Origin of the sequence: Paraburkholderia sp. SIMBA_053 (genome assembly GCF_046534895.1) — a bacterium.
In the GTDB taxonomy this organism is placed as follows: Bacteria; Pseudomonadota; Gammaproteobacteria; order Burkholderiales; family Burkholderiaceae; genus Paraburkholderia; species Paraburkholderia caledonica.
In genome coordinates this window covers 1-265 of sequence record NZ_JAWRXU010000857.1, presented here as the reverse complement: position 1 = coordinate 265, position 265 = coordinate 1, and the positions used below count along the sequence as shown (strand labels likewise).

The 265-nt window shown below is 60.8% G+C and carries 1 protein-coding gene; it reads right to left on the bottom strand.

Annotation, left to right across the window (positions count from 1 at the left end; translation table 11 throughout):
- Positions 1-265, bottom strand: a 265-nt coding sequence (locus SB753_RS38010) for a sensor histidine kinase (RefSeq protein WP_410805282.1), incomplete at both ends; no start/stop codon positions are given.

Genomic DNA, 265 nt, shown 5'->3' with positions numbered 1-265 from the left:
CGGCTGCGAACTGACGAGAATCGTTCCACCATGCCGATTGACGACTATACGGTAGGCAATATCGAGGCCCAGGCCCGTCCCCTGGCCGACCGGCTTGGTGGTGAAGAACGGTTCAAACAGCCGCGAGTGAATCTCCGGCGGGATACCAGGACCGCTGTCAGTGAACTCGACCACCGCGTAGTCGCCCTCACGGCGCGTGGAAATGACAAGGTCGCCACGGCCCTCCATGGCGTCGACCGCATTGTCGACAATATTGGTCCATACC